Source organism: Photorhabdus aballayi (assembly GCF_026153155.1).
In the GTDB taxonomy this organism is placed as follows: domain Bacteria; phylum Pseudomonadota; class Gammaproteobacteria; order Enterobacterales; family Enterobacteriaceae; genus Photorhabdus; species Photorhabdus luminescens.
On the sequence record NZ_JAPFCD010000076.1, the window covers coordinates 1 to 19,693 of the forward strand.

Below are 19,693 nucleotides of genomic sequence, written 5' to 3' on the forward strand. Positions count from 1 at the left end.
ATTGAATTTACGTAACATAATGTATTTCCTCATACTTAATGCTGCGACACTTGGATCGTGGCTCTTTTTATATATTTCATTGCGGTATATGGAACCAGCGCTTACAGCAGCAACATTGTACGGGATTAATCCGTTAGCTACGTTAATTGTCTCTGTCTTTTTATTAAAGCAAATGAGAAACTTAACATCTGTCAAATTACTGGTCAGTGTTTTCACCATCATCTGTATGCTGTTAGTCGGGTATACTGTATCGGAAGGACACTCTGGTCTCACAAATGTCGAAAATCGAAAATTAATTCATGGCTTTATAATGGCAATATTAACCGGTTTCTGTATGGCTATCATTAATGTCGTGTCAAAAAAAATCTACGATAATGGTTTTAATCTTTATCAATTAATGTCAATGCGATTTTTCTTATTACTCATCGTATCGTTTTATCTCAGTAAAGACCTGACCGCTGATTTTAACACACATCTGACTGAATTCATGATTATTGCTATATTCGGAAATGTGATCCCTCTATTTATGCTACAGAAGGGTATTACTTTAGTTCCTCCTGTACAAGTTTCTTATATATTATTGTTAACACCGCTTTTTGTATTTGTTTTCCAAATATTTGATAGTCGTCTGGAATTCTCCATCTACTCGCTAATAGCGATTATTAGTGTGATAATCATTTCATTTATTGGTTTAAAGATAGAGAAAAATCAGGAAGAGAAAGTGAAACAACAATTACAGCAAGAGGAATAATCTATGACACAAATATCTGACGTCAAAACACCGTGGAAAATAGTACCTGTGGATGAGAAAAATTTTTCCAATCTATTGAAACTAGTAGCAGATTATCAAAGATTTTATGATGTCAGTGAGCCTGATGAGAAAAAGAACAGTCTATTCTTTTCTCAATTTATCCACAATAAAGAAAAAGGCCGACAATATCTTTGTCTAAATGAAAAAGATGATGCTATAGGCTTTTCAACAATTTATTATACTTTCTCCAGTGTTAATGCAGTTGAAAATGCATTATTAAATGATTTATATGTTATTCCAGATTATCGTGGCAGAGGAGTGGGAAAGAGCCTTATTTTACACGCATTACAATGGGCAAAACAGCAAGGGAAATATTTTTCCCTGAACTGGACAACTCAGGAAAATAACACAACCGCTCAGCGGTTATATGACAGCTTCTTGGCTGATAGAACCAGTTGGTATCATTATCAAATTGAATGTTGTTAGTATTCTACCTTTACCAAGAAATATTTATATAACAGAGGTTGCTTATGAACTTTTCCGTTTTTGAAAACATAGAATCTGAGGTCAGAAGTTATTGTCGGAATTTTCCCTCTATTTTTTCACGAGGTAAAAATGCCTTATTATTTGATAAACAAGGTAATGAATATTTAGACTTTCTTGCCGGGGCGGGTTCTGTCAATTATGGGCATAACGATCCCTCCATGATTGAAGCGGCAATATGTTACTTAAATGAAAATGGTATTCTTCAGGGGCTAGATATGCATACCGAAGCCAAGGAGACCTTCCTTACCACTTTACACGAATATATTCTGACGCCGCGACATTTGCAATACAAAGTTCAATTCACCGGACCGACTGGAACTAATGCCATTGAAGCCGCACTGAAACTGGCACGTAAGGTTACTGGACGACACACTATCGCCTGTTTTTCTGGCGGTTACCACGGCATGTCACTGGGTTCACTTTCCATTACAGCAAACCCTGCCAAGCAACGGTCTATTGGCCTACAAATACCAGGGATATTACGACTGCCTTACGATCAATTTTCCATCACGGATGTTGGACAACAATTAAGTTTCATTAGAGATATGTTATGTAAGCCTGGCAGTGGTATTGATCTGCCCGCTGCATTCATCTTGGAATGTGTTCAGGGTGAAGGAGGACTCAACTGTGCCTCTGTAGCTTGGCTACGAGGTCTCGCCACATTAGCCCAAGAAATTGGATCTCTGCTTATTATTGATGATATCCAGGCTGGCTGTGGCCGGACAGGAAACTTTTTCAGCTTTGAAGAAGCTGGCATTACGCCAGATATCGTCTGCATTTCAAAATCGATCAGCGGTTCTGGGCTACCCATGTCAATCAACCTTATCTCTCCAGATCTCGATAAATGGTACCCTGGTGAACACAATGGTACCTTCCGTGGCAATAATCTTGCCATGATCACCTCAACAGTAACTCTGAAGAAATACTGGGGAGACACGAGCTTTTCACAGCAGATAAAGAAAAAAGAGCAGTTTCTGAAAACTATTTTTCAGTCCGAACTACAAGATCTGGGCACTCCATTCTCTATTGTAGGCAAGGGATTGATGGTAGGAATTAAATTTACTGCTTCGGTTCTGGCTAAAAAAATTAGTCGTTCTCTTTTCGAAAGAAAACTCCTAATTGAAACCTGTGGACCACAAGACGAAGTCGTTAAGTGTATGCCTCCTTTAACCATTGAAAATGAAAAGTTACAGGAAGGAGCAGAGAGAATCATCGCGGCGACTCGAAATATTATTCAATCATTAAGGCATGCTTAAACAACGATACCCATCAAAAAAGGTGAGCCCGTGAATGATATTATTGAAGAATTCGATGTGATCGGTATAGGGTTTGGACCGGGTAATATTTCCCTTGCTGTGTCATTAGAAGAAAAGCAAATCACAGATTCAGTGTTATTTCTGGAAAGTAACACCGCTCCAGACTGGCAACCTGAAATGCTACTGGCTGGTTCGGATATACAGCATAACCCATTGCGTGACTTTGTCACTCCTCGTAACCCCATCAGTCCCTACGGTTTTCTTAGCTATCTGAAAAGCGAAAACCGTTTGTTTGAATATCTCAATCTTGGGTTAGAGTTTCCTTTAAGAAAAGATTATGCCCGCTATGTACGTTGGGTGGCGCGTCATTTCGATCGCTGGGTGAGTTATGGTGAAACAGCGATCACCATTACGCTAGATAACACTTTTTCCGAACAATACCGGATCGAAACCAGTCTTGGAAGAGTTTTGCATGCGAAAGTGGTTTCTTTTGGGCCAGGAAGGACACCCTATATTCCACCACAATTCGAGCAGTGTCATTCATCACAGATAGTCCATTTTACCCGTGCAAGCTCAGCACTGTCGCAATGGCAAGCAAAAAGTCATTTAACATCTGTTGCAGTGATTGGCAACAGCCAGAGTGCCATAGAATTGGTATTGGATCTTTCCTCTCGTTATCCACATCTACGGATACATAATATTTTCCGAGGCTATTCTTATCAGTTCAAAGATGTCAGTCCTTTTACTGAACATATCTATTTTCCAGAGTTTATTGATGAGTTTTATCAGCTCGATATTGAACAGCAAAAAGCGCTTACTCGTGAATTGTGGCGTAGTAATTACAGCTCTGCGGATCACGATGTAATTAAAATGCTCTATGTGAAACTTTATGAGCAAAAACTGGACGGACGAGAACGTATTACGCTGCATAATATGACCGATATTTCCCAAGTTACAGAGAATAAATCGGGCATAGAAATTCGTTATAAAAATAAAATTTCTGGCAGAGTCAGGAAATTACAGGTTGATGGCGTAATTCTTGCCACCGGATTCAGAAATATGGGCTGTGAGGAAAACCAGGAACGTAATCATCCATTACTTTCCAATATAGCTGACCATTTTAAGCGCCGAGAAGATGGATCTCTGCATGTGGCGCGGGATTATTGTTTAGAAAGCAATGATAAACCGTTATCACCTTTTTTTCTCAATGGCTTATGTGAATCAACTCATGGTTTTGGTGACGCAGGTTCATTCAGTTTGCTTTCAATTCGCTCCTGGTTAATAGCAGAGAAAATCGAGCATTTTCTGACAAACCAGGTATAGAAACCATAGAATGGGTGAATGATATGTCAGAGGTAACCAACCGCAAAATTGAAACCTTGATTCGCCGTAAAGCAGATATCCTGTATACCGATGAATATAACTGTAAACTCCGACGGTTATTTCCCTGGAAAGGAAGAGTCAACACACAAAGACCACTTACTGAATTTGGCTGTATCTGGGTGATGGTTGAACCCGGTAAAGATGTTGATCGGCATTCACATGATGAAGAAGAGACATTTATTGTTATCAGCGGTGAAGCAGAGTTATTCATCAATGGAGAAACAACCACCATATCCTATGGTGATGTGGTCTATTTGCCACGTTTTTCAGAACATCAGTTACGTAACCATTCAGAAAACATCCCATTTTTAATGTTAGATATTTACTGGGATATGAGTGGTAGTTCTGATTCCGTTTTTTAAATGATGATCAAATTAAGGCAGCCAAAATGACACCAACCGGTTTTATTATCACATTACCACCTCCAACACCTAACGGCGGGCTACATGTTGGGCACATGAGTGGACCGTTTCTGGCAGGTGATGTATTTGCCCGAGCAACACGTTTGCAAGGCCAACACAGCTTTGTAACCTGTTACAGTGATATTAATCAGTCTTATGTGCGCGTGACAGCCGAACGTCAGCAATGCGATCCGGAAACACTGCACCGTTACTGGACTGATGATATTATTAAAACCCTTAAGCTCTATCATATTGATGTAGCCGATTATTTTTCACCGGAAGAGGAAGCAGTAACTTGGGTGCGGAATCTTTTCCATCAACTTTATCAACGTGGTGTTTTAGTTAAAAAACGTTTTCCGTTCTTTTACAGTGAAAAAGAACAAATCTGGCATGATGAAGCGGGTATTTCAGGTTACTGTCCGGTCTGTTTAGCCACCTGTAAATGTGGCATCTGTGAAGCCTGTGGCAACTTGACGAATGCTGAAACCATTATTAAGCCCCATGTGACGAATAACGGGTCAACAGAGATGACAATTCGCCACGAAGAGGTATTAGTACTCGAATTGGAACGTTTCCGCCAGCCAATTACACAATTCTATCAGCAAAACAAACGATTCCGTCAACGCTACCAGTGGCTTGCAGAAGATGCCCTGTCTATGACTCTGCCAGATTTTCCGATCACCATGCCGGGAAATTGGGGGATTTCCATAGCACATACTGATTTCTCTGGTCAGGTGATCAATGCCTGGCCGGAAATTATGGCGGAGTTGTTGTTCAGTTATCAACGAGCTATTGAGCAAGATCCACAACTAAATGATTTTCCAGTACCCATTAATTTCTTCGGCTTTGATAACTCCTATTTTTACGCTGTGGTGCATGTCGCCATGCTATCGCAAATTGATAGCGGACGTTGGCTACCTTGGGCAACGATGATTAATGAGTTCTATAACTTTGATCATGCCAAGTTCTCTACCAGTAACAATCATATCGTGTGGGCATCTGACCTGGCGCAACGTTACAGCGTGGATGCCATTCGCTTTTATGCGGCGTTTAATGCTCCTGGTTTTGAAAAAGCCAACTTTAATGAAGCAGATATGATAAAAGTGCTTGACAACTCACTGGAAAAGAGTTGGAGAAACATTACTACGGTATGGAATCAAAAAATGGTGACCAATGTCACTCCACTGCCGACGCTGTCAGAAACATGGCGCCAAATTGGCGAATCTGCCCGTCAACGGATTCTAGCTAGCTACACCTTAGAACGCTTTCATTTGCGACAAGCAGCGGAAGACTTACTACATCTGATGAAATTTATTGAGATGACATTATCCCAATATCATGATGTAGAAACACTACGGGGAGTTAGCTGGTTACTGCAATGTTTCTCACAGGCTGCCTGGCCTTTAATGCCGCAGAGTAGTGAAAAATTGTTCCATCTGTTAACGGGGATAGACAAGATGACGCTGAATACCACAGATATTCTTCACCTGTGTGATTTACCTTCGTCATTTTTTCTACCCACACCAGTGATCCACCTAGACAAAAGGGGTTAAAAGTGTATGACTTCCAAAGCTTGCCTGATGACCTTTTCCATACTTCGTGCTCCATATGGCGATATACAGGTTCAGGAGTTTGATGATCGCACCCCCGACGTTTTCCTTGAAGCAGAAAAGTCGGAAGGATTTATTGACCGGGCCAAACCAGTGGAAGATATTGTCTGGATGACAAATTACCAGAAAGACTGGGGACGATGGGGTCCTTTTGCAGTGCCACGCTTTTACCTTGATGGGATAAGCAATGGTCATACTAAACAGGCGCAGACCCTTTCTCTTTGGCGCGATCTAGAAAGTATTTATCAATTCGCCTATTACGGACCATTACATAAAAAGGCATTACAGCTTCGCAAAAACTGGTTTGGCAAACAAAACTGGCCTATCTACGTCGTCTGGTGGGTGCCTGATAATCACCAACCATGCTGGCGTGAGGCATGTCATCGACTTGAGTATTTACACGATTATGGCACTACACCCTATGCATTTACCTTCAAACAGTTGTTTGATGCTCAAGGTGAGCCTTATATATTGCATGGTGGAGTGAACCAGGAAAACAGAGATGCTACCAAAATGGATTAACCAAGCCGACTGCCTTCATGGTGGCAATGATTGCCACCAGCTTTCACTCAGTGAAAGTAATGGTCCCAATCAGCAAGATTTATTGGTGGCGGCACTGCTAGCAGTCAACGACGCAGGGATATCTGTCAAGCTGCGTTACTTCGACGATGGGCGGGAAGCCAGACAAGCAAAGAAGGCGGCCCGAGAAGTGATTTCAGCGGGCAGTCATGCGATCGTGGGACATTTCAGTAGCATTACCGCATTAGCGGCCAGCCCCCTCTATGAAGCCAACGAACTTCCCTTTATCACACCAGGAAGTTCCCACCCTGACTTATGTCGCCAGAAGCGAAGTACGCTGCGTTTTTTTGGACGTGATGATGAACAGTTACTGTGTCTTATCGCGTGCTGTTCCACTGATGATCAGGTTTTGATCTTGGCACAACAGCATAATTATGGAGAACGTCTTGCTGATCAGTTGAGTGCTGCGCTGGCGTCTATGAATATCACGGCTAACGTTTATCTGTCTATTTCGCCTGCTATCGGTGATGAAAAGATTATACAGTTGGCTTTACAAAGTGATGTCGTCTATCTGTTGGGCAGTCAAGAGTTTTCCTTCGGGTTAATGCAGCGATATGCCTTTTCTCCTGTGGCAAAAATCATTTTATCGGATGATGCATATGGCCCAGCAATACGACAATTGACACATCCAAATATTACTGTGCCTTTTCTTATTAATTATGGTAGCAATATGCTAGAGCATACTCAATATCAGTTAATTAGCAGAGCTTTCTCACTATCGAAAAAACAACCGGGAGCTTATTTCTTTACTAGTTATCTGGCTATTCGGGTTCTATGCGACAGTTGGCGGCACAATCCACATCTGCAAGGAAAAGCATTAATAATGCATCTACGTCAGCAATGCTGGCAGACCCCTTATGGTGAACTGACCCTTTCACCACAAGGGGAGTTACAGGGACTAAAATGGGGACTAATTTCAAAGAATGATCTGCCTATTTTGAATACCGGGAGCAATGCATAATGAGTGTAGTATCCGATACAAATATTCCTGACGATATTTTACATATCAATGAGTCTGAAACAGCAACCTACCTTCCTAGCCTACCACAGCCTTTTGCCGTGTTGTTTGAAAGGGGACAACTCTCCGTTGAACTATTTTCTCCTGTCGAAGTCGATACTCAAACACCACATGACAGGGACGAAATTTATATCGTCAGTTCTGGTCATGGTGTTTTCCGTCGGGGAGAAGCTTATGTCAATTTCTCTGCTGGAGATTTTCTATTTGTTCCCGCTTATGTTGATCATCGCTTTGAATCGTTCAGTAGCGATTTTAGAACATGGGTGATTTTCTTTGGCCCTATTGGGGGCAACAACATCCAAAACAGAGGGTGAGACATGGCTTCGCAATGGGACCTCATTATCGTCGGGGGAGGGTTGGCTGGTAGTGCATTAGCATTTTGGTGCAGCAAATTACCACTGAAAATCTTGCTACTAGAAGCTACAGCACCCGGTGCCGGAGGAGCAACGGTGCATTCACGAGGGATAATACGCGTCTATGATCCACTGTATGCTCTGATGACAAAGAATATCCAAGGCATTAAGGTATGGAGTGAGATCGCAGCAACGCATCCCGATGTTTTTACCCGCTGTGGCTTGGTTTACTTGCTCAAAGCAGAACATCAGGCCCTAGCTCGTCAGCGTATTACTGAGTTCTCTTCCGATGCGTACCCCATTCATATGTTAAGTGAAGTCGAATCTACCCATTGCTTTCCAACGCTGCAACGTCACTGCTTTTCCGGCAAGCGCATTGCGTTGTGGGAACCGCTTGGCGGGTATGTGAATCCTCGTCAAGCTGCTCGGATTTTCATTGATGAAGCTCGTTTTCATGGTGTAGAAATTCTCGAAGGCTCACCAGTTAAAGCGGTGCGAGAAATTTCGGGCGGAGTTGAGGTGATCACCGGAATAGATACAAAGCTCCCAACCAGGCTGGCAGTAATTGCGGCTGGGGCTTACACGCCACAACTATATCCTGAAAGTCAAATCTTCAGTCGAACCATCCCTCTCAGTTGTCTACAAAGTATGAAATCTGATGTACCTGAACAGTGCATTATTGATGAATGTTCAGGAGGCTATTTTCGGCCTGAGTCTTCCTCTTTTTTCTTTGTGGGTGGAGCTACGCAATACAATGCTTCGAATCCCGACCAACTTCACTGGCAGCCAGAACAAGCGAACGCTCGTCATCACCAAATGGCAAATCAGCTTCTTATCTGTCAGAGTACCGTCGTAGACGGACGAAATGGATATGATGGCTACACAACTAACTATCTGCCAGAAATGCAGTGTCCGCCGGATCGCTCTATTGCGATCTTCAGTGGTTTCTCCGGAAGGGGAGCCAAATATATTCCTTGGGCTGCACGTGAATTCAGTCAGCAGTTAGCTAAACGCCTATTCGGTCAGTCCCTTTGCATTAAGAACAATTCAGACAAACTATAAATTAACGTTTATCTGCGCCTACAAATCTGGTCCACAAAATCCCAACTTTGAAAAAAGTCTTTATTCAACATTTTAATACCTAAGTACCGATATATGATGAATTGTTAATAATTGTCTTACAATGGCATCATAAGATAGTAGGTTATTTAACGTCATTGAGGCTCTACATGCCAAAGTGTGCAGAAAAACAGGAAACAGCCCAACACCAGCCGAAAAGGTTATCCAGAACACCTTTGGAGAAAGGCATTCACCACGGCAAAAAAGCGATTTCTCTGACAGTCAGAGTAGGAAATTATATCCGCAATATTCCTATTATTGCTCACTTTATCCGTGCCACGCTGCGCTTTAATGATCGGATGGGTAATCAGTTTGGCGCCGCAATAACCTATTTTTCCTTCTTATCGCTTATCCCAATCCTGATGCTCTCTTTCGCTATTGCCGGTTTTATTCTGGCCTCTAATCCCGATTTGCTGGCAAAACTAATTAACGGCATCGCTAACAGTATTAGTGATCCGACTCTTGCCAATACACTGAAAAATAGTGTCGATACAGCAATTAAACAACGTACTACCGTGGGATTAACCGGTTTGGCAATTGCGCTGTATTCCGGGGTGAATTGGGTCAGTAATTTACGTCAGGCCATTCTTGCCCAATTTCATCCTGTCTGGGTGCGAAATCAGGAAGACAACGAGAAAATCTATTTTAAATATCTTCGTGATGCCATTTCCCTAATTGGGCTATTATTAGCACTGGTAATCACGCTATCACTGACCTCTATCGCAGGCTCCGCCCAAGCAACCATTGTTAAAATGCTAGGGTTAGATGGCATTGAATGGCTGCGTCCATCCTGGTTCCTGATTGGATTGGCCATTTCTATTTCAGCCAACTATCTGCTTTTCCTATGGCTATTTTGGGTGTTGCCTCGCCACCAGCCAGAACGTAAAGCGCTATTGAGAGGAACATTGATGGCAGCAATCGGCTTCGAAGTGATCAAATATATTATGACCATGACGTTACCTCGACTCGCTAATTCCCCTTCTGGCGCCGCATTTGGCTCTGTTATCGGCCTGATGACATTTTTCTATCTCTTCGCCCGCTTAACGCTATTCTGCGCTGCCTGGATAGCCACTGCGGATAATAATACCGAATAAATATGCCCTGGCAGAGCGAATCTGCCAATAATAACCAATGAGAAGGAGCTGTTTATGCCGTTTGTTAATATCAGAATTACTCGTGAAGGTGCTACAGCAGAACAAAAGAAACAATTAATTGAAGGAGCCACTCAGTTATTGGTCGATGTATTAGGAAAAAATCCGGCGACAACTTTTGTCATTATTGATGAAGTCGATACTGATAACTGGGGAATCGGCGGTAAGAATGTGACTGAGATTAGAGCTGAGGCTAAAAAGTAGCTTCCAATGATGAAGGGCGGCACTACCCGCCCTTTTACCGCTTTAAGACGCTTTTACATCAGGCTTAGATATCGGTGGCTGTGCCGGAATATCAACTTTATCCTTATGGGGTGTCAGCGACATAATCTGATTAAAGCTGTTCCTTAACTGGTCGACATCCATCTCCGCTTCCCCTTTCGGTTGAATCAGAATAAATGCCACCTCTTGTGAAAGGATCTGCTTCAACTCACGATTCAGCATTTCAGGGGTCAATGAAGCCAAAAATGCTTGCCTCAAACGCTGATACTGCTCAGGGGCGATATCCACCACATTGCTCTGCTGGGACAAAAGACGCTGATTAATCAGAATATCCGTGCTGGTATGAGCATACATGGCAAACAACTGGCTGAGTTGTGCTTGTTTTTGCGCATATAGCTCATCAAACTGCCCCTTCGGCAATCCTTTATCGCGTAGTGTGACCAATTCAGCCGCCAAATACTCCATTGCAGGTTTTAGATTACCCGCTGCCGTGTTGAGATTCAGGGCGCAACTCGCACGATGATACTGGACTTTACAATCCAGCCCCAATTTCAATGCCTTATCATTTTTTCTTTCCAGCCCAAGTTGCAGATAGCGATAAAGTGCCTCACGGGTAATATCACTGATCCAATAGTGATTAAGCACCTGTGAATCATTAATCGGCTGCCAATTGAGATCCCAAATCAGAGATAAAGTATCTTCTTTCTTTTTATCGCTGATAATCCCTATAGTCTCCGGTTTCATTGGTGACAATGCTGCGATAGTGGCCGGAGTATGGCGTTTACCTTTCAATGATGAAAACGCTTGGCTGATATTTTCCGGCAGAGTACGGCTATCCACATGGCCTGCAACGTATAACGTCATCATGTCAGGGGTATACCACTGCCGGTAAAACTGCTTAAGCTTGTCCAAATCAATAGGCTGATGCGCGTTTTGCGCCGGATCATGCCCTAACAGCGTTGAACCTTTCAAACGTCTACGCCACACGGGATCTTGTATATCTGGTGGATAGGTTGCGACGGATGTATCAGCCATTTTCATAGCATGCTGTAGTGTCTCAGGTGTAAATACCGCTTTGCCCGCGGCATCAGCCAACCAGTTCAACGCGTCTTTTAGTAGTTCAGGCCGATTATGTGGCAAGCTCAAGCTATAAAGTGTGAAATCATATGAAACAATTGCCGGAGGCAGCGGATATTTTGGATCAATAGCACTGTTCCATAGCTGCTCTAATTTAGTAGAAGATAAGCTTTTGCTACTAAAGAGCGCCACTTTCGGAATCAACCAGGTATAACCCGTTTGTTGGGTTTTCTCCGCCAGCGACCCTGTTTTCACTACCAGGCGCAACTGTATTCTGTCGTTAGGACGTTGTGGCGTCTGCAAAATTTGCCAGTTAAAACCGTTTTCCAGTTTACCTTGTTTCCAGGCAGGGTCAGGCTGCAAGGCTTCTGCCTGCGTCTGGCCCGCAACTGCCAGCATTATCCCACCAATAAAATATCGAATTTTCGTACCCTGCATGTGAACCCCTATAGATGTCTATCCTTGGTTTTAGCCCTCGAAGGTTTAACCATTGATGACAGAATATGTTCCCTTCGACCAATAATAACGGTAGAAAAAGCAAAAACCTGAATTTTAGCAGGCGAAATCCTATTAGGATTATAACCGAGGATTAGACCTCAAACCGCCACGGATGGTTTCATGATGACGGAGGTTTATGCTTATTAAATTGACGATTATATCCCCTGATCAGCAGACCCAGTTCATCATCCTGATGGTATTTAGGGCAAGCCATTGGCTCTGATGGTTGATCGTTATTAAGATCCCGCGCAATGTCACGTAATGGGTGCACAATAATCCGGTTGATACACCAGCTTATCGACACCGTAAGGATAAGGGCCAGTAATAAATAAGTTGTCAGCATCAGCGCCAACGTATTAATAGCAAAACGATATACTCGGCTGGAATCCACTTGCAAAATCAGATGCCCTAGCGGTTTAGCATCTGTCGATACTGAACCATAAACATGCAGAGGAATACTCACTTCCACAGGGATCCCAAAAACTCGTTTCGCCAGTTCGGGGATTGGGCGATGGGTAGCAAAGCTCAATCGTATCACCCGGATATCCTCCGGCAACACCACATCTGCCCGTCCTAAAATACCTACAGTACGCAGCCCTATCAGCAACTCTTTTGCTTTACTGAGATCGGAATTAAGTAGTGCTTCCGTTAAAGGCGCCTGTACCTGCACTGCCGCATTATTAAGCTGGCTGATATAATCATCTTTACGTTGCTGTATAAAATGACACAATTGAATCGTAATAAAAATAGCAATGGTCACTAGCGTGACGCCGGTCACTGCGGCCATCTGTTTAATGGTTAACGAACGTTTGACGCGCAATTTCATTTTCACTTTAAACCAATGCTTGTGGATATCGCAGTTATAACACGTGATCAATGGACTTGAGTATACTTGATTTTATCGTTAACGATCTTGTTTCACTTATCCAAGTTGTTATTTTGCTAAAATAATTACCTTTAATGGCTATCTGTAACTTTCCCTGGCAATCCACCTTCACTTACTCTGTCCAAGGCCCATTCCAATAGTTATGTTGTCATGATTTAACCAACTGTATTGAAACAGGTTTTAGTGAGATACGTAGCAGGTAATTGCATAAAGTCGTGTATAAAATAGGGCAGCACGATAAGTTCATACCATATATGCAATAAAAGTGACTTCATACACAACATCATTAAGCAAAACGTAATGAAAGTTTAAATTTATACTATATCTATTATATGTACCTATTTCGGATAAGCATATATTAACTACAGTAATTCAGTGTATGTCCTGACCCTCAACGTGACACTATTAACCTTATGTGATTAACCTTGTGTGAAAGGATGGTGTGTATGAGTGATCTTGAAGATTTATACCCCTATCGTTTTTCAGCACGCTCCTATTCTAAAGCTGAACGGTTTGATGCCTGGCGAGAAGAGCATCAGCATCATAATATTTCGCTAAAAATGCGTGAAATTACTATCTTAGACGCTAATTTCTGTGGAATGCATCTAGGGGAGTTGATGCTTGGACGTTGGCGTTTCCTTAGCAAGCGCGAGAGTACAATCAATAACTTTGCTTATCGTTCATTAGATAAGATTCGCAAGGATAATCTTGACCATTATTATTTTCGCCTTAGCCTTTCTGATTCGTGGATTTATAATGATGCTAGCCGCCAAGCCAAGATAAGGCCTTCACAATTGGCTGTTATCGATTTAGGTCAATCATATAATTTGAGCATTGCCGAAGGCGAGGTCATCATGTTGATGGTTCCTCGAGATCTTCTCCCGACAACAACGGCTAATTTTCATGGGGCAGTTTTAAGTCACAGCCTGGGACAGCTTTTTGCAGAACATATTAGAGCACTCTTTCTACATGCTCCCCACTTTCCTAAGAACGATATGCCACAGGTTATGCAAGCGACTTTGGGCTTCTTGAATGCAACGCTTTCTGCGACTCCAGATAATATTATTCAGGCACAAACTGCAATTGACACGACCTTATTCAACAGGATCAGACACTATATCGATCAAAATCTTAATTCAAATAAACTAAACGTTAACCAGATTTGTGAACAAATCGGTATTTCCAGGAGTCATTTATATCGGCTCTTCGAAACAGTAGGCGGTGTAGCAAGTTACATTTGTTCACGACGTTTATCTAAAGTTCATTCAATTCTGAGTTCCCAAATCACCCCACGTCAACGTATTGCTGACTTGGCTTATGAGTATGGGTTCAGTAGTCCTGTTCAATTCGCGCGTGCCTATAAGAGGAAATTTAGCTATTCTCCAAGCGAAACGAAAAGAATAGTTCTTCCCACCGATGAAAATTCATCTGTCTTGAAGCCTAGTGGCGATTTTTGGCTACGGTCTCGTTGATTGTTGATTAATGTTTGCCTGTGCTCTGCCCCACTGCGGGTGAATGGGCGCTTAGCATTATGCTACAAAGAGCATCTCCTGCAATCATCCCGCCCGCGAAAGATTCCAGTCCGTGGGAAGGGTGGCTGCGATACTTTCGTTTTACCCATAAACGACAAATCAACCCAAGGAGAACCATCCAGCCAACGGTAGGTTTAGCTATCAATAGTCCTGTTGCAAGCATGATACCTAATTGTCCCCGAGCGCCGCCAATAACCTGTAGTAGCGCGCCCAATATGACCCAGCCGGTGAAATTCATTAAGTTGCTTTGATCTATACTTGTTTTAATAGCCGCAGCATAAGCCAAATTGACTGGGGCAAACAGGTTACGAGCGAACAAATCATGCCAGGTCAATAGAACAGCTATAATCGCTATGCCAAAACCTAACATGCCTGCGATCATTTGTTCTTGCCGTCCTCTTTGCTCAAATATGGGATCACGATTATTACCTCTCAATATGTATCCTGCTTTAAGGTCGTAGCCCATATCAGCAAATGCAGCCCCAGTTGCCGATGTAAACGCTGTTAATACGACCAAGGCCTTTACTGGAAAACCAATCCAGATACCAATTACCAATGATAGTAGCGCTACACCAAACGCAGGCATCCACCCGGTATTCATGGCTGCGATTCCCACGATGAGCTCGTGAAGTAGTGCTGAGATCGTGCCAAATACCACAAATCCAATCAACATAGGTAAACTAAGTTGTTCAAACAACCCCGTCCCTAGCGCAAGTATCATAGCCAAAAGCAGATAGCCCAAACTGCCAATACCAAGTAAAGCCCGAAAAGATGAGGTACCAGGCTGATCAATCTGATGTTGATGACAACCGGCGGGGGTAGTGATGTGTGTCTTCTTCCGCTTGTACATGGAAAAGCCAATTTGCAAAGCTGCTACCATACCAGCACCAACCAAAATCCCTTCCGGCATTCTCAGGGTACTAATATCCAATGCAAACACAATATAGAGACCGGGAGCCAATAGCAGTCCAGCCGCGAATGACATCATCGCCGCAAAACCCCCGATAAAAGCAATACCGGCAGCCGACATTGGCAAACCTAAAAAACTGCCGATAAACCCACTTATCACTCCACAGATTAATGTGATCGTCCGATAACCACCCCGATCAGTGGTTTTGATCACTTCAGCGGTAGCCATCCCAAGAGGCCAAGCGCCTGATGCCGGAAATACCGGGGAGTCAAACATACGATACAGTAGGAAAGCATCCCACAACATAGCCAAACTTACTCCTACCAGTATCGGCATAATGAGTTCAGGCATCTCCATGACGTGCGCGATACCAAGCGGGGCTAGAAGGCTGATAGCGGCCCCAAAAGTGGCAGAGGACATACTGGTTTGCACCAAATTTTGTGCATGAACAGAACGGAAAAGCGTGAATTGATAGATTGGGAGTCGCGCAATAGCCATAGCAACTAAAGCACCGATTATAGATGTGCTTGGTGTGACACCCAGAGTGACAAGTGTTTGGATACCAATTATTGATCCGAGAGAACTGACCAGAATCAATACAACTAACATTAATGGAGAAAACGCCCGTGGATGAGGTGATGAGATATTCGTCATACTCTGATGATTTGATTCTTTCCCCACGGCGCTCTCCCCTAATTTTCAAAGTTGGTAATAGTCACTGTCTCTCTGTTGTTTCATCATCTATCTTCAATTTAGACTGATTTTTTAATCTATTGTTTCGGCTGTTGCCGTTTTAATGTCATCCAAAGGATACACAAAACTGACAGAGAGATGGCTAACAACAACCCCATTGCCGCACGGTATCCCTCAATAAAGAACGTATGAAAAACATTCAGTGCATCTGCAAGGTCAAGACCAGCATGCTGATGCAAAGCTGAAAGAGCCCCTTCTGGTTCAGCGATAACTTTCTCCACCCACTGACCAGGAACCACGCCAAATGCGCCTAATTTAAGTAATAAGCTGCTGGTGGCAACTTGTTGATAAAGTAGCAGACCAAAAGCAAGACCTACAGCGCCGCCAATATTATGCACCGTCCACGACGACCCCATAGCAACCGCTCCCATACGTTCTGGTACAGATGAAAGCGCCGCCACTGTGGATGGCCCCAATACACAAGCCCAACCAATACCCATAAATGTAAATGCAATAGCAATACTGAATAGACTGCTGGATTCGGAAAAGAGTGTTTGAAGGAATGCTGAAATAGCAAAAAATAAAAAGCCGCTGACGAGTATTATTTTGACTCCCATTCGGTCAGTAAGCCGACCAACAATCGGAGAAAGAAGAGCAACCATCGCCGTAGTAGGAAGCAACATCATACCTATCTGATATCCCTGGAGAGACTTTATCGTATGTAAGTACAGAGGCATCAGGAAAAAAGCCAGGCAGTAAAAGAAAGCCAGCGCAGCATTGGCTATAGCCGCACCAATGAAAGTCCGGTTTTTAAACAGATGGAGTTGAAGGATAGGCGAAGAGACCCGTTGCTCAATATGATAAAACATGATCAACGCTACGACCGATATGATTAAAAGACCTAGTGTGGAGAATGACAGCCAACCCCATTCACTACCTAAGCTGAGGACAACAATGCAGGCCGACAGACCTGTGATCAAAAAAATCAATCCCCCCCAGTCTAATGTGGTCCCTTGCTCCTTATTTCTGGATTCTTTGACGCTAACCGTACAGATTAATAGGCTTAAGACAATCAATGGCACGTTTATCAGGAAAATCCAACGCCAACCCAGAGTGCTAACAATGATTCCTCCTATTACTGGACCAATTGCCAGTCCAAGTCCATTAACCCCAAAGAGCAAACCGATACCTTTTCCACGCTCCTCCTCAGGGAAAGCATTAGAAACTATGGCGCCAGAGGCTGTGTATAAGACGGCGCAAGATACCCCCTGAGCAAATCGAAAAGCGATAAGCCAGTTCATATTGGTAACGAGTCCAGCACCGAGTGATGCGAGTCCGAAGCATATGGCGCCAAGGTAGAGTATGCGTCTACGACCATAGATATCGGCCATACGCCCCATCACAACCATGAAAGCCGATAGTGCCAAAAGAAAAATATTGATAATCCACTGGAGTTCAGCCACTGTAGCATGAAGATCCGCTCTGATTGCGGGCAAAGCCGTGTTGACGATAGTAAAGTCAATACAACCAAGAAAGCTCGCAATACTCACACCAGTCAAAACCCACCACTTTCTGTGATTCTCTGAGAAAAAAATCATCAAATAGCCTCCACGGTGTTCAGTAGTTCATCTAAAAAATTCCCGGAACCTCATTGAAACAAGCTTGAATATTGGCTTAGCATGTGCCGGGAATTTCCTGGAAGGACAGACTATGACCTTATCTTCCTTATTTCATATCTATCAGGTTACTGATGTTTCATGTCTTTTTGATTTATTCCACCATACAATGAATCGCGTCTTCCTGAAGGAATGCATTATTAAGAAAATTTGGTATAGACCGCTTCTTAAAGCGTAGAGATAACCAGCGTTCTTTTCCAGGATCTTTTTCAATAACGAAACGCTCACGTGTAGCATTCATAGCCACAGTCATTGGTTGTGGGTAGATGACGAAATCATAACCTTTAGCTGCCCAAATCGGCATAATTACCGGACATTCTTCCATAAGATAATTTAAACAATGTATGAACGCCTGGACGGTATCAATACCTGGGTTCCGCTTTACCATTCGATCAATGAATATGCCTATGGTTTCGTTAATTGCCTCTTTATAAGCAGGATCATTGGCATATAATCCCTCTATATCTTCTCGAAATGCTAAATATGATATATCGTTTAAGGCCTCATCCCAGCGGAGAATATTATTGGGAATCGAGAGTGCGGCGAGAATTTCAGAATTTCGAGCGATCCAGGAAGTACCCAATTCATATGTAAAACGATAAGCTGCCTCATAACTCATTCCCAAATAATTATGCCGCTGTAAGGTATCAGCTACCGCGATTGTGCATGAAGAAAACCCACTCTTATTAATCAAATCAATTGTTGCTGCGAGTTTATCGCCTTCGTGATATTTTTGGCCGACACTGATAAGTAAGATGACCTTGCTACCCGACAAGGCCGTTTTTTCTTTATCAACATTGAATGCAGCTTTTGAAAAGAAGGTGTAACTAGCCATATTCTTGCCTCCAAATTGAAGCTTTATTATTTCCTAAGCACCAATACTGTAATTCGACTTTATTCTCGTCATAAGATGATCTGCATACTCAATACGAGGATATTTTGCTGGATTATTAGCATCCTTAAATATATCTAATGGAGCTATTTCAGCATGCATACTTGGCTCAAAAAAGAAAGGGATAGCATACCGTTTCTTTCCAGAGCGATTTATTACCCGATGGGGAGTAGAAATAAAGTTATCGTTAGTCATCCATTTGATCATATCTCCGCTATTTAGAATAAAAGAACCCGGTTCAGGTGGAACATCAATCCATTCTCCCTCTTGATTTTTGACTTGCAGTCCCCCAACCGTATCTTGTGCTAATAAGGTCAAAAATCCATAATCCGTATGCGGGGCAATGCCATACTGGTCTTCAGGAATGATGTCTGGCTGTTCCGGGTAATATTGAAGCCTCAAGAAAATAGTCGGTTCCCTGAAATAATTATCTAATGCATCGGGGCTCAGGCCGAACGCCATTGCAAAAACTTGTACCATCCGTTTCGCCAAAGCCTGCATAGATTTATAGTATGTGGTGATCGTCTCCTTAAACTCCGGCATATCTTCGGGCCATTGATTTGGGCCAGCTAAGTTTTGTTCTAGTTTAAAATCTTCACTCTCCTCCGATACTTCATTAGCAATAATAAATGCCTCACTTTGATTAGGCTTACTTGCTTTTTCCAAAGTAGATAATTCAAATCGAGATGCTTTCCTAGGCATATAACCCCGAAAGAACTTATTTTGACGAATTTTTAATTTTTTATTCAGTGGTAAATTGTGGAAATCTCTTGCTGCCTGAAAAGTGGCTTGTACTAAATCTTCTGATATGCCGTGATTAATAAGGTAAGCAAACCCCACATTTGTATATATTTGGCGAACTTGATCAGCAACTGACAATAATCCCGTATCTGTATGGGTAAATATCGGCGCAAGGTCAATATGAGGTATTTTCTCAAAACTTTTCATACATGACTCTCCCTGACGACTCAATGTCAAATAATGATGAATTCTCTCCTTTAGAATATAAATCATAAGAATATTTACAGGGTAAGCATTCCGTCCCAGAAAATGGATATTTCATCCCATCAGGGATTTTTATACGTGTAATGAATGAGTTGCCTCAGTTCGTGTTTGAAAGGAGAAATCAGAAAATAGCGT

Annotated in this window: 19 protein-coding genes; 13 read left to right on the forward strand and 6 right to left on the reverse strand. The window is 42.7% G+C overall.

Annotated elements, in window-relative coordinates:
* The 12 genes from OO184_RS22825 to OO184_RS22880 form a co-directional block, all read left to right on the forward strand.
* The coding region (locus tag OO184_RS22825; protein WP_265381148.1) for an EamA family transporter at positions 1-751 on the forward strand (751 nt) is incomplete at its 5' end.
* A gap of 3 nt (positions 752-754) precedes the next feature.
* Positions 755-1,237: a GNAT family N-acetyltransferase gene (locus tag OO184_RS22830; RefSeq protein WP_265381149.1), complete on the forward strand. Its 483-nt coding sequence runs from the start codon at positions 755-757 to the stop codon at positions 1,235-1,237.
* 44 nt (positions 1,238-1,281) lie between these two features.
* The gene (gene ectB / locus OO184_RS22835) at positions 1,282-2,553 is read left to right on the forward strand and encodes a diaminobutyrate--2-oxoglutarate transaminase (protein ID WP_049584078.1); all 1,272 of its coding nucleotides are present in this window, start codon (positions 1,282-1,284) and stop codon (positions 2,551-2,553) included.
* 30 nt (positions 2,554-2,583) lie between these two features.
* Complete coding sequence (locus tag OO184_RS22840; RefSeq protein WP_049584076.1) at positions 2,584-3,876, forward strand: SidA/IucD/PvdA family monooxygenase; 1,293 nt, start codon at positions 2,584-2,586, stop codon at positions 3,874-3,876.
* Between the two features lie 23 nt (positions 3,877-3,899).
* Positions 3,900-4,298: a cupin domain-containing protein gene (locus tag OO184_RS22845; protein WP_265381150.1), complete on the forward strand. Its 399-nt coding sequence runs from the start codon at positions 3,900-3,902 to the stop codon at positions 4,296-4,298.
* 26 nt (positions 4,299-4,324) lie between these two features.
* Positions 4,325-5,890, forward strand: coding sequence for a class I tRNA ligase family protein (locus OO184_RS22850; RefSeq protein ID WP_049584074.1), 1,566 nt, complete (start codon positions 4,325-4,327; stop codon positions 5,888-5,890).
* Positions 5,891-5,896: 6 nt separating this feature from the next.
* Entirely contained in the window at positions 5,897-6,469 is a 573-nt protein-coding gene (locus OO184_RS22855; protein WP_074524900.1) for a DUF3291 domain-containing protein, read from the forward strand.
* The gene (locus OO184_RS22860) at positions 6,450-7,487 is read left to right on the forward strand and encodes an ABC transporter substrate-binding protein (RefSeq protein ID WP_074524899.1); all 1,038 of its coding nucleotides are present in this window, start codon (positions 6,450-6,452) and stop codon (positions 7,485-7,487) included. Before OO184_RS22855 ends, OO184_RS22860 begins: the two co-directional genes overlap by 20 nt.
* Positions 7,487-7,858, forward strand: a complete 372-nt coding sequence (locus OO184_RS22865) for a cupin domain-containing protein (RefSeq protein ID WP_139180499.1) — start codon at positions 7,487-7,489, stop codon at positions 7,856-7,858. The genes OO184_RS22860 and OO184_RS22865 overlap by 1 nt, the downstream gene beginning before the upstream one ends.
* Before the next feature lie 3 nt (positions 7,859-7,861).
* Positions 7,862-8,959 carry an NAD(P)/FAD-dependent oxidoreductase gene (locus OO184_RS22870; protein WP_049584071.1) on the forward strand — a complete coding sequence of 366 codons (1,098 nt, stop codon included), beginning with the start codon at positions 7,862-7,864 and terminating at the stop codon, positions 8,957-8,959.
* Between the two features lie 167 nt (positions 8,960-9,126).
* Positions 9,127-10,110, forward strand: coding sequence for an inner membrane protein YhjD (gene yhjD / locus OO184_RS22875; protein WP_265381151.1), 984 nt, complete (start codon positions 9,127-9,129; stop codon positions 10,108-10,110).
* Positions 10,111-10,164: 54 nt separating this feature from the next.
* Positions 10,165-10,371, forward strand: coding sequence for a 2-hydroxymuconate tautomerase family protein (locus OO184_RS22880; RefSeq protein WP_049584069.1), 207 nt, complete (start codon positions 10,165-10,167; stop codon positions 10,369-10,371).
* Between the two features lie 42 nt (positions 10,372-10,413).
* On the opposite strand, the gene OO184_RS22885 is transcribed toward OO184_RS22880, so the two are convergent.
* Both OO184_RS22885 and OO184_RS22890 read right to left on the reverse strand, forming a co-directional pair.
* On the reverse strand, positions 10,414-11,904 hold the full coding sequence (locus tag OO184_RS22885; RefSeq protein WP_265381152.1) for an insulinase family protein: 1,491 nt from the start codon (positions 11,902-11,904) through the stop codon (positions 10,414-10,416).
* A 178-nt stretch (positions 11,905-12,082) separates the two neighbouring features.
* Entirely contained in the window at positions 12,083-12,790 is a 708-nt protein-coding gene (locus OO184_RS22890; RefSeq protein WP_265381153.1) for a HAMP domain-containing protein, read from the reverse strand.
* Positions 12,791-13,296: 506 nt separating this feature from the next.
* On the opposite strand from OO184_RS22890, the gene OO184_RS22895 reads away from it, so the two are divergent.
* The gene (locus tag OO184_RS22895) at positions 13,297-14,322 is read left to right on the forward strand and encodes an AraC family transcriptional regulator (protein ID WP_265381154.1); all 1,026 of its coding nucleotides are present in this window, start codon (positions 13,297-13,299) and stop codon (positions 14,320-14,322) included.
* 7 nt (positions 14,323-14,329) lie between these two features.
* Here OO184_RS22895 and OO184_RS22900 read toward each other — a convergent pair whose 3' ends face one another.
* From OO184_RS22900 to OO184_RS22915, 4 genes are all read right to left on the reverse strand, one after another.
* Complete coding sequence (locus tag OO184_RS22900; protein WP_265381155.1) at positions 14,330-15,973, reverse strand: OPT/YSL family transporter; 1,644 nt, start codon at positions 15,971-15,973, stop codon at positions 14,330-14,332.
* Positions 15,974-16,062: 89 nt separating this feature from the next.
* A complete protein-coding gene (locus OO184_RS22905) occupies positions 16,063-17,583 on the reverse strand; it encodes an MFS transporter (protein WP_265381156.1) in 1,521 nt (506 codons plus the stop codon).
* Positions 17,584-17,755: 172 nt separating this feature from the next.
* The gene (locus OO184_RS22910; protein ID WP_265381157.1) at positions 17,756-18,496 is read right to left on the reverse strand and encodes a hypothetical protein; all 741 of its coding nucleotides are present in this window, start codon (positions 18,494-18,496) and stop codon (positions 17,756-17,758) included.
* A gap of 33 nt (positions 18,497-18,529) precedes the next feature.
* A complete protein-coding gene (locus OO184_RS22915; protein ID WP_265381158.1) occupies positions 18,530-19,501 on the reverse strand; it encodes an isopenicillin N synthase family dioxygenase in 972 nt (323 codons plus the stop codon).
* Positions 19,502-19,693: the final 192 nt, after the last annotated feature.

What these genes read in the sequence shown, in the direction of transcription:
- OO184_RS22850 (WP_049584074.1), top strand. Translation starts at nt 4,325, where the DNA reads ATGACACCAACCGGTTTTATTATCACATTACCACCTCCAACACCTAAC.
- OO184_RS22855 (WP_074524900.1), top strand. Translation starts at nt 5,897, where the DNA reads ATGACTTCCAAAGCTTGCCTGATGACCTTTTCCATACTTCGTGCTCCA.
- OO184_RS22895 (WP_265381154.1), top strand. Translation starts at nt 13,297, where the DNA reads ATGAGTGATCTTGAAGATTTATACCCCTATCGTTTTTCAGCACGCTCC.
- OO184_RS22915 (WP_265381158.1), bottom strand. Translation starts at nt 19,501, where the DNA reads ATGAAAAGTTTTGAGAAAATACCTCATATTGACCTTGCGCCGATATTT.
- OO184_RS22870 (WP_049584071.1), top strand. Translation starts at nt 7,862, where the DNA reads ATGGCTTCGCAATGGGACCTCATTATCGTCGGGGGAGGGTTGGCTGGT.
- OO184_RS22880 (WP_049584069.1), top strand. Translation starts at nt 10,165, where the DNA reads ATGCCGTTTGTTAATATCAGAATTACTCGTGAAGGTGCTACAGCAGAA.
- yhjD (WP_265381151.1), top strand. Translation starts at nt 9,127, where the DNA reads ATGCCAAAGTGTGCAGAAAAACAGGAAACAGCCCAACACCAGCCGAAA.
- OO184_RS22865 (WP_139180499.1), top strand. Translation starts at nt 7,487, where the DNA reads ATGAGTGTAGTATCCGATACAAATATTCCTGACGATATTTTACATATC.
- ectB (WP_049584078.1), top strand. Translation starts at nt 1,282, where the DNA reads ATGAACTTTTCCGTTTTTGAAAACATAGAATCTGAGGTCAGAAGTTAT.
- OO184_RS22830 (WP_265381149.1), top strand. Translation starts at nt 755, where the DNA reads ATGACACAAATATCTGACGTCAAAACACCGTGGAAAATAGTACCTGTG.
- OO184_RS22860 (WP_074524899.1), top strand. Translation starts at nt 6,450, where the DNA reads ATGCTACCAAAATGGATTAACCAAGCCGACTGCCTTCATGGTGGCAAT.
- OO184_RS22845 (WP_265381150.1), top strand. Translation starts at nt 3,900, where the DNA reads ATGTCAGAGGTAACCAACCGCAAAATTGAAACCTTGATTCGCCGTAAA.
- OO184_RS22905 (WP_265381156.1), bottom strand. Translation starts at nt 17,583, where the DNA reads ATGATTTTTTTCTCAGAGAATCACAGAAAGTGGTGGGTTTTGACTGGT.
- OO184_RS22890 (WP_265381153.1), bottom strand. Translation starts at nt 12,790, where the DNA reads ATGAAATTGCGCGTCAAACGTTCGTTAACCATTAAACAGATGGCCGCA.
- OO184_RS22885 (WP_265381152.1), bottom strand. Translation starts at nt 11,904, where the DNA reads ATGCAGGGTACGAAAATTCGATATTTTATTGGTGGGATAATGCTGGCA.
- OO184_RS22910 (WP_265381157.1), bottom strand. Translation starts at nt 18,496, where the DNA reads ATGGCTAGTTACACCTTCTTTTCAAAAGCTGCATTCAATGTTGATAAA.